This is a genomic window from Methylorubrum podarium (genome assembly GCF_022179745.1).
GTDB classification, from domain to species: Bacteria; Pseudomonadota; Alphaproteobacteria; order Rhizobiales; family Beijerinckiaceae; genus Methylobacterium; species Methylobacterium podarium.
Window position 1 is genome coordinate 1 of the sequence record NZ_BPRD01000407.1, and the last position, 8,456, is coordinate 8,456.

General features: G+C 70.8%; 10 protein-coding genes. 2 read left to right on the forward strand and 8 right to left on the reverse strand.

Translation table 11 applies throughout. The features are described from left to right. Positions 1 to 575 (forward strand): 4-hydroxy-tetrahydrodipicolinate reductase (gene dapB, locus MFF42_RS19265; protein WP_238257188.1); only part of this gene is annotated, 575 nt, incomplete at its 5' end. Positions 576 to 718: 143 nt separating this feature from the next. Further along, on the forward strand, positions 719 to 1,357 hold the full coding sequence (locus MFF42_RS19270) for a 2,3-bisphosphoglycerate-dependent phosphoglycerate mutase (RefSeq protein ID WP_238257189.1): 639 nt from the start codon (positions 719 to 721) through the stop codon (positions 1,355 to 1,357). A 9-nt stretch (positions 1,358 to 1,366) separates the two neighbouring features. Here MFF42_RS19270 and bchI read toward each other — a convergent pair whose 3' ends face one another. The 8 genes from bchI to MFF42_RS19310 form a co-directional block, all read right to left on the reverse strand. Further along, positions 1,367 to 2,380: a magnesium chelatase ATPase subunit I gene (gene bchI / locus MFF42_RS19275; protein WP_238257196.1), complete on the reverse strand. Its 1,014-nt coding sequence runs from the start codon at positions 2,378 to 2,380 to the stop codon at positions 1,367 to 1,369. 126 nt (positions 2,381 to 2,506) lie between these two features. Continuing rightward, positions 2,507 to 2,836 (reverse strand): hypothetical protein, encoded by a 330-nt coding sequence (locus MFF42_RS19280; protein WP_238257190.1) that lies wholly within the window; start codon positions 2,834 to 2,836, stop codon positions 2,507 to 2,509. A gap of 2 nt (positions 2,837 to 2,838) precedes the next feature. Beyond that, entirely contained in the window at positions 2,839 to 3,306 is a 468-nt protein-coding gene (gene ptsN / locus MFF42_RS19285; protein WP_238257191.1) for a PTS IIA-like nitrogen regulatory protein PtsN, read from the reverse strand. Positions 3,307 to 3,498: 192 nt separating this feature from the next. Continuing rightward, positions 3,499 to 4,110, reverse strand: coding sequence for a ribosome hibernation-promoting factor, HPF/YfiA family (hpf, locus tag MFF42_RS19290; protein ID WP_238257192.1), 612 nt, complete (start codon positions 4,108 to 4,110; stop codon positions 3,499 to 3,501). A 113-nt stretch (positions 4,111 to 4,223) separates the two neighbouring features. Further along, a complete protein-coding gene (rpoN, locus tag MFF42_RS19295) occupies positions 4,224 to 5,759 on the reverse strand; it encodes an RNA polymerase factor sigma-54 (protein ID WP_238257193.1) in 1,536 nt (511 codons plus the stop codon). Between the two features lie 351 nt (positions 5,760 to 6,110). Next, on the reverse strand, positions 6,111 to 6,980 hold the full coding sequence (gene lptB / locus MFF42_RS19300; protein ID WP_238257197.1) for an LPS export ABC transporter ATP-binding protein: 870 nt from the start codon (positions 6,978 to 6,980) through the stop codon (positions 6,111 to 6,113). A 17-nt stretch (positions 6,981 to 6,997) separates the two neighbouring features. Next, positions 6,998 to 7,735 carry an LptA/OstA family protein gene (locus tag MFF42_RS19305; protein ID WP_238257194.1) on the reverse strand — a complete coding sequence of 246 codons (738 nt, stop codon included), beginning with the start codon at positions 7,733 to 7,735 and terminating at the stop codon, positions 6,998 to 7,000. Beyond that, the coding region (locus tag MFF42_RS19310) for a lipopolysaccharide-assembly, LptC-related protein (protein ID WP_238257195.1) at positions 7,732 to 8,456 on the reverse strand (725 nt) is incomplete at its 5' end. The genes MFF42_RS19305 and MFF42_RS19310, both read right to left, overlap by 4 nt.

The window sequence follows — 8,456 nt, forward strand, 5'->3', positions numbered from 1 at the left end:
CCGCCGCGACGGTCGCCTTCGCCGAACTCGCCGCGCAGGCCCGCATCGTCCACGTCGTCGGCACCACGGGGATGTCCGGGGACGACCTGAAGCGCCTGGAGGCGGCGAGCTACCACGCCCGCATCGTGCGCTCGGGCAACATGTCGCTCGGCGTCAACCTGCTCGCCGGCCTCGTGCGCAAGGTCGCGGCGACCCTGGGCGAGGAGTTCGATATCGAGGTGCTGGAGATGCACCATCGCATGAAGGTCGACGCCCCCTCGGGCACGGCGCTGCTGCTCGGCGAGGCGGCGGCCGAGGGGCGTCGGGTCGCGCTCTCCGACACCCGCGTCTCGACCCGCGACGGCCATACCGGGGCGCGCCGGCCCGGCGATATCGGCTTCGCGACCCTGCGCGGCGGCTCGGTGGTCGGCGATCACAGCGTGATCTTCGCCGGCCCGTCGGAGCGCATCACCCTCTCCCACCACGCCGAGGATCGGGCGATCTTCGCCCGCGGCGCCGTGCGGGCCGCGCAATGGGCCTTCGACAAGCCGCCGGGGCTCTACGGCATGGACGACGTGCTGGGGCTGCGGGATTAGACTTTTCTCCGAATAACGAATTCGGTGGAACGTCAGGCTTGGGCTTGGGAGGCGCCGCCGCCTCTGGTAGAGGCCCGCCCTATGATCGCGAGGTCCCGTGAAGCGGTGGCCTCGCCGCGACCTTCTTCGGAGAAATCCTTCCCATGGAGCGCCTGCTCGTCCTCGCTCGGCACGGCCAGAGCGAATGGAACCTGAAGAAGCTGTTCACCGGCTGGCGCGACCCGGATCTGACCGAGCTCGGCATTCAGGAAGCGCGCCAGGCCGGGCGCTGGCTCAAGGCCCAGGGCACGCAGTTCGACGTGGCCTTCACCTCGAACCTGAAGCGCGCCCAGAACACCTGCGCGCTGATCCTCGAGGCGATGGGCCAGGGCGGACTGGAGACGATCCGCAACGAGGCGCTGAACGAGCGCGACTACGGCGACCTGTCCGGCCTCAACAAGGACGACGCCCGCGAGCGCTGGGGCGATGCGCAGGTCCACGAGTGGCGCCGCTCCTACGACGTGCCCCCGCCCGGCGGCGAGAGCCTCAAGGACACCGCCGCGCGGGTGCTGCCCTACTACATCCAGACGATCCTGCCGCGGGTCATGTCGGGCGAGCGTGTGCTGGTGGCCGCCCACGGCAACTCGCTGCGGGCGCTGGTGATGGTGCTCGACGGGATGACTACCAAGACCATCGCCAGCCTGGAGATCGCCACCGGCATTCCGCTGGTCTACCACCTGAAGGCCGATACCACGGTCGAGTCGAAGCTGATCCTCGACAAGGACATCGACCAGGACGATTGAGGGCCGGGCTCACGCGCCGCCCAGAACCTCCTCCACGGCCCGCGCCACGCGCGCCGTGGAGCCCGATTCATCGAGGGGGTTGCGGCGCAGGCGGTGGCGGAGCGCGCTCGGCGCCACCTGCCGCAGATGCGCGACGGTCACCGTCTCGGCCCCGTCGAGGGCCGCCAGGGCCCGTGCGGTGCGCATCAGGGTGAGTTCGCCGCGCAGGCCGTCGGTGCCGAGCGCGAGGCAGAGCCGGGCGGCACTCTCCAGCACCGCGTCGGGAACGCTGACGTCTCCCAGACGCTCGCGCGCGGACAGGATTGTCTTCTGCAGCGCCTTCTCCGCCTTCGCTTGGCCCGCGCAGAACCCCTCGCCGTCGCGCTCGTAGGCATCGCGCCGCCGCACGACCTCGATGCGTGTGGCGATGTCGGTCGGGGTCGTCACCTCGCAGGCGAGACCGAACCGGTCGAGGAGCTGCGGGCGCAGTTCCCCCTCCTCCGGATTGCCGCTGCCGACGAGGACGAAGCGGGCGGGGTGGCGCAGCGATAGGCCCTCGCGCTCGACGGTGTTGACCCCGGAGGCCGCGACGTCGAGCAGGAGGTCCACGAGATGGTCCTCCAGGAGGTTCGCCTCGTCGATGTAGAGGAAGCCGCGGTTGGCCCGCGCCAGCAGGCCCGGCTCGAACGCCTTCTCGCCCCGCGTCAGCGCCCGCTCCAGATCGAGGGCGCCGACCACCCGGTCCTCGGTGGCGCCGAGCGGCAGGTCGACCACCGGCACCGGGATCTGATGGCTCTTGCCTCTCCCCCGGGCGCAGTGCGGGCAGGCATCGGCCGGGCTGTCGGGGGAGCAGGAATAGGGACAGCCCGCCACCGCGCGGATCTTCGGCAGCAGCGCCGCGAGCGCCCGCACCGCGGTGGACTTGCCGGTGCCCCGGTCCCCGAAGATCAGGACGCCGCCGACGGACGGGTCGACCGCCGCGATCAGCAGCGCCCGCTTCATCTCCTCCTGGGCGACGATGGCGGTGAAGGGAAAGGGAGGCACGCTCACTCAGCTTCCGAGGCCGGAGGGGCCCGGACGAGGTTCACGGGCGGTTGCAGCGATCATGCACGAATTGCGCGGAACGAACAGCCGCGCTCGGCCTCAACCGGGACAATCGGCCCCCGGCCTTCACATCCCGCGGCAACGGCTGCGCACGAGGCCCGCGAACTCCTTCTCCGAGCCCTGGACCTGGGACAGGCGCTCGGTCCGTTCGGGGCCGGACAGGCAGCGGCCGTAGACACCGGCGATCCGGCGCATGGTCTCGACGTGACGGCGCCAGACGCGGCAGAGGCTCGCCTCATCGTCGCCGCCGCCTTCGAGCTGCTCGATCGCCTGCCGCTGCATCGAACCGGCGACCAGCACGTCGCGGGCACAGGCCGCCTCGCCCTGGGCGTGCAGGCTGCCGGGTGAGAGGAGCACCGCCGCCAAGAGGGCGGTCCGCGGACGGAACAGGACCATCGTCAGGCCGCCTGCGTCGTCGGGCCGTTGGCCAGCAGGGCGTAGAGGGCGGTCGCGTCGCGGGCGCTGCGGATCCGCTCCAGCATGCCGGGCTCGCGCAGGAGCCGGGCGACCTGGGCCAGCGCCTTCAGGTGGTCGGCGCCGGCCGTCTCTGGGGCGAGCAGCAGGAAGGCGACATCGACCGGCTGGCCGTCGAGCGCATCGAAATCCACGGGCTTCTCAAGCCGGGCGACGAGGCCGAACAGCCGGTCGAGCTGCGCGAGCTTGCCGTGGGGGATGGCCACGCCGTCGCCGATGCCGGTGGAGCCGAGGCGCTCGCGCTGGAGCAGGGTCTCGAAGATGTCGCGGTCCGACAGGCCCGGCAGGCGGCGGGCGGCGTGGGCGGCCAGTTCCTGGAGCACGTGCTTCTTGTCCCGCACGCGCAGGGCGGAGACGACCGAGTCCGGGTTCAGGAATTCGAGCATCGGCATGAAAACTAAACGCCTCGTCGGCGGGATCCATCGGCGATCCCGCGTTCCCATGCACGCTCCCGGGGCGGAGGGCCCCGGCACGAACGCCTCACGGGCCTCCCGGATGGCCCTTGTCCGACGGCGGGAGCGCAGCCGGATTTTCGTGAGGACGCTCGTTGCCCCGCCGGAGGTGATCCGAAACGGGGCCGTGCCTCAACCCCGGTCGGCGGGAGGATCGACCCACCCGATCGCGCCGTCACTGCGCCGATATACGACGTTGATGCGCCCGGTGCCAGCGTGAACGAAAACGACCACCGGCGCCCCGGTCATGTCGAGGGTGGTCACCGCCTCGCTGACGGATTGGCGCTTCAGGGTACGGGTGCTCTCGGCCACGACCGGAGGGTGATCGCCCTCCTCCGCGTCGGCGGCGTCGGCCGGCTCGTCGTCGAGCCCGTCGTCGGGCGCGGCGAAGACGGCGTAGGCCGCCTCGATATCCGCCCCGTTATGGCTCGGCGCGCTGTGCGTCTTCAGCTTGTGCTTGTAGCGCCGCAGACGCTTCTCGAGCTTGTCGGCGGTCTGCTCGAAGCTCGCATGCACGTCGTGCGCGGCACCCGACGCTTCCAGCGTCAGGCCGGTGACCAGATGCAGCACGCAATCGGTCCGGTAGGCGTTCCCGTCGCGCCGCAGCGTGACGTGCCCCGTGCAGGTCCCGCTCATGTGCGGATCGAGATACTTCGAGAGCGTCGCCGCCATGCGGTCTTCGACCCGGCCCCGCAGAGCCGTACCGAGATCGAGGCCATGCCCCGTCACCCGCAAACCTGCCATCGACGTCTCCGCTTTTCCTCCCGAGGGCTTGGAGAGTTAGAAAGGGGGGCGGGTCAAGTCAACGCGAAGTCGAGCCGGCACAAGGCTTTCGCGTGCCGTCGCGGCGCCCGGTGTCACCGGGCGGCGGTCGCCATCCGCGCGCGGCGGCGGTCGATCGAGGAGGGAATGCGCAGCGACTCGCGGTACTTCGCGACGGTGCGGCGGGCGATGTCGACGCCCTCGTCGCGCAGGCGCTGGACCAGGGCGTCGTCGGACAGGACGTCGGAGGCTTCCGCGTCCACGAGCTGCTTGATGCGGTGGCGCACGGCCTCGGAGGAATGGGCCGCCGCGCCGGCCGCGCCGGGGATCGCGGCGGTGAAGAAGTACTTCATCTCCAGCGTGCCGCGGCTCGTGCCGATCGACTTGTTCGAGGTCACCCGCGAGACGGTCGATTCGTGCATGCCGATCGCCTCGGCGACGGTCTTCAGGTTCAGGGGCCGCAGGTGGGCGACGCCGTGCAGGAAGAAGGCGTCCTGCTGGCGCACGATCTCGGTGGCGACCTTGAGGATCGTGCGCGCCCGCTGCTCCAGGCTGCGGGTGAGCCAGTTGGCAGTCTGGAGGCACTCGGACAGGAACGCCTTGTCGCCCTCCGCCACGGCGCCTTTGGAGACGCGGGCATAGTAGCTCTGGTTGACGAGGACCCGCGGCAGCGCCTCGGAGTTCAGCTCCACCAGCCAGGAACCGTCCGGCGCGGGGCGGACGAACACGTCGGGGATCAGCACCTCGACGGCCTGCGAGCCGAAGGCACGCCCCGGCTTGGGGTCGAGCCGGCGGATCTCGGCCAGCATCTCGACGAGATCCTCGTCGTCCACGCCGCACAGGCGGCGCAGGGCCGGGAAGTCGCGCTTGGCCACGAGGTCGAGGCGCGACACCAGCGCCTGCATCGCCGGATCGAACCGATCCTGCTCACGGAGCTGGATCGCGAGGCACTCGGCGAGGTCGCGGGCGGCCACGCCCGGCGGATCGAAGGTCTGGACCAGCTTCAGGACGCGGGCGACGTCGTCGAGCGCGGCGCCGAGCCGCTCGGCCACGCCGTCGATCTCCTCGCGCAGGTAGCCGGCATCGTCCACCGCATCGATGAGGAAGCTGCCGATCAGCCGGTCCGACGGGTTCTGCGTCGCGAGGTCGAGCTGCGCGGCGAGATGCTCGCGCAGGGACGTCTCGGCGGTCAGCGTCGCCTCGAAATCGGGAAGCTCCCCGTCGAAGCTGCCGCCGGCATTGCCGTAGGGCGCGGGCGTCAGCGAGAGCATGTCGCCCGCGCCCGTGTCGCGCGGCGCGGGATTCTCGTCGGCGAAGACGTTGTCGAGGCGAGTGTCGAGGTCGCCCTCGATCTCGCTGCGGCTCGGCGTCATGTCGGAGGCGAGCCACGCCTCGGGCTCCGGTCCGTCGCCGCCCTCGTACTCGCCGTCGCCCGACGCCTCCGGCGCCTCGCGCTCCGGAGCCCCCTCGCCCTCGGCGCGCTCCAGCAGCGGATTGCGCTCCAGCTCGGCATCGACGTAGGCTGTGAGATCGAGCTGCGAGAGCTGCAGCAGCTTGATCGCCTGCAGCAGTTGCGGCGTCATCACCAGGGCTTGGCCCTGGCGCATTTCGAGCCGTTGCAGCAGACTCATCTCGACGCCCAACCCTCAGAAATCGTTGGAAAACCGCAGCCCGAGCGGGAGCCGCGCCAAATTCGGCACGTTCTTTGCTTCTCCTAATCTCAGGTCTAGCCGTATCCGATCGGCCCGTCAAAGTCTGATTGGCGTCCGCTCCCTGAAATCCATCCCGATCGGCAGCATTGCCACAGAGTTCGGCCGACGCGGCAGGACGAAGCTCCCACACGCAGGGCGTGAGGCGCTCCGGATGGATTGCATTCCAAGGATCAAGAAAGCCTTGCGGGCGGCCTGGAAACCGGCGCGATTGGTTCAGGCGCCGTTACCGCGGCTGGCCCCCCGTCGGGGCGGCCGATCGGAAAGGCCGGCTCAGAGCCGGAAGTCTTCGCCGAGATAGAGCCGGCGGGCGTCCTCGTTCGCCACGATCTGCTCGGGCGTGCCCTCGGTGAGGATGCGGCCCGAATGGGCGATGTAGGCGCGGTCGATCAGACCGAGCGTCTCACGGACGTTGTGGTCGGTGATGAGCACGCCGATGCCGCGCTGCTTGAGGTGCTTCACCAGATCCTGGATGTCGCCGACGGCGATCGGGTCGATGCCGGCGAAGGGCTCGTCGAGCAGCATGAAGGTCGGCGAGGAGGCGAGCGCCCGGGCGATCTCGCAGCGGCGGCGCTCGCCGCCCGAGAGCGCGATCGAGGGCGACTTGCGCAGGCGCGCGATGTCGAACTCTTCGAGCAGCGAGTCGAGCTTGCGCTCGCGGGTCTTGCGGTCCGGCTCGGCCACCTCCAGCACCGCGCGGATGTTGTCCTCGACTGACAGCCCGCGGAAGATCGAGGCTTCCTGCGGCAGGTAGCCGATGCCGAGCCGCGCCCGCTGGTACATCGGCAGATGGGTGATCTCCATGCCGTCGAGGCTGATGTAGCCGCGGTCGGCCGGAACGAGGCCGGTGATCATGTAGAAGATCGTCGTCTTGCCGGCGCCGTTGGGGCCGAGCAGCCCCACGGCCTCGCCGTTATGGACGGTGAGCCCCGCCTCGTGGACGACGGTGCGCGCGCCGTAGCTCTTGCGAAGCCCCCGTACGTGCAGCACGCCCGGCCCGCCGCCCTCGCCGAGAACGCCGTCGGGGGCCGCCTTGGGCGCGGCACTCCCGCGCCCGAGCAGGCGGCCGAACCACGAGGCGTCGCGGCCGCGGCTCGCCAGCCTCGGCTCGGCGACCGCGTGAAGCGGCACGCCCGCGGGCATCCCGGCTCCCGTCACGGTCAGTTCGCCTGCGCCCGCGTCTTCGGGGCCGGCTTCTCCGCCGCCTTGCCGCCCGGCTTGCCCGCGACGGCGGGCTGGGCGCAGCCCTTCGGCTGACCACCCTTGGCCTCGCCGCCCTCGCCGGGCACGAACATCGCCGAGACGCGGCCGCCCGCCACCGGATCCATGTTCGCCCGGCCGGTCGCCATGTCGTAGACGAGCCGCGAGCCGCGGGTGACGTTCTGGCACTGGCTGAGCACGACGTTGCCGGTCAGGACGATGCGCTTGGCCTCCTGATCGAACACCGCGTTGTCGCCGGTGGCGACCTGATCCTTCTGCGCGACGGTGACCGGGCCGGCGCACTCGACCTTGCGGATGCCGCTGCCGCCCATCGCCGCCTTGGCCTTCGCGTCCTCGGCGGCCTCGGCCTCCGTCTTCGCGGGCTTGTTCGGATCCTTGTCCTTGTCGCGCTTGTAGTGGACCGTCATGGCCGAGCAGCGGATCGTGCTCTCGCCCTGCACCGCCACGACGTTGCCGGCGAAGATCGCCTTGTTCTCCTTGTCGAACACGTCGAGCCGGTCGGCATCGATCTTGATCGGCCCCTTGCCGCCGCCGACGGTGCCGAGCGGCGCGGATTTCTCCTTCGCCGTGTCCCTCGCGGGCTCCTTGGCAGGCTCCTTGGCCGGCGCGGCCGCGGCGGCTTGAGCCAGGAGGAGGGCGAGGCCGGCGACGAGGGCTGGGCCGAGACGCCGCGTCATGGCCTGGGTTCCGCCGCGGAGGTGTGGATGCGCTCGACGTCCGCGCGGGCGGCGACCTTGGCGCCGCCCTCCTTGATGTCGTTCTCCTCCCCGTGGAAGACGGCGTGGACGCGGCCGACGAAGGAGACGACCCGACCGTTCTCGACCACGTCGAGGCTGTCGGCGACGATGGAGCCCGACGGCACCGTGACGGTGACGGATTTGGAGGAGCGCAGGCTGCCGGTCTTGAAATCGACGGTGGCGACCGAGAGGCGGACCTCCTCGCCCTTGTCGGTCCAGAGGCGGATGTCGTTCTCGAGGTTGAGCGATTCGCGGGTGGAATCGAACACGCCGCCCTGCGCCTGGAGATAGGCGCGGCCGCCCTTGTCGTCGGTGGCGACGTGGCCCTTCATGGCCTGAAGCTCGATGATGCTGGGCTTGCGCACGTCCTGCTGCGCGGCGTCGGCGACGACCTCGTAGCCCCGCTCGCCCTTGCGGAAGCCGGACAGGCGCGGGTTCTCCATCGTGACCTTGGTCCCCGAGACGCTGATTGGACCGATCGAGATGTTGGGGATGCTGCCCGTGAACGGGCTCCAGAGCACGATGGCGGCGAGACCCAGCACCGCGAGGCCGGCGGCGACGGGGATCACCCGGCGCAGGGTGCGCACCTGCGCGCTGTGTCGGCGGGCCCGCCCGTGCGCCCGTCGGCGGCGCGCGTTCTCGTTCGCGGCGAGCGCGAGGA

Excerpts from the sequence above, each read along its gene's own strand:
- MFF42_RS19270 (WP_238257189.1), top strand. The coding sequence starts at position 719 with ATGGAGCGCCTGCTCGTCCTCGCTCGGCACGGCCAGAGCGAATGGAAC.
- MFF42_RS19280 (WP_238257190.1), bottom strand. The coding sequence starts at position 2,836 with ATGGTCCTGTTCCGTCCGCGGACCGCCCTCTTGGCGGCGGTGCTCCTC.
- ptsN (WP_238257191.1), bottom strand. The coding sequence starts at position 3,306 with ATGCCGATGCTCGAATTCCTGAACCCGGACTCGGTCGTCTCCGCCCTG.
- hpf (WP_238257192.1), bottom strand. The coding sequence starts at position 4,110 with ATGGCAGGTTTGCGGGTGACGGGGCATGGCCTCGATCTCGGTACGGCT.
- rpoN (WP_238257193.1), bottom strand. The coding sequence starts at position 5,759 with ATGAGTCTGCTGCAACGGCTCGAAATGCGCCAGGGCCAAGCCCTGGTG.
- lptB (WP_238257197.1), bottom strand. The coding sequence starts at position 6,980 with ATGCCCGCGGGCGTGCCGCTTCACGCGGTCGCCGAGCCGAGGCTGGCG.
- MFF42_RS19305 (WP_238257194.1), bottom strand. The coding sequence starts at position 7,735 with ATGACGCGGCGTCTCGGCCCAGCCCTCGTCGCCGGCCTCGCCCTCCTC.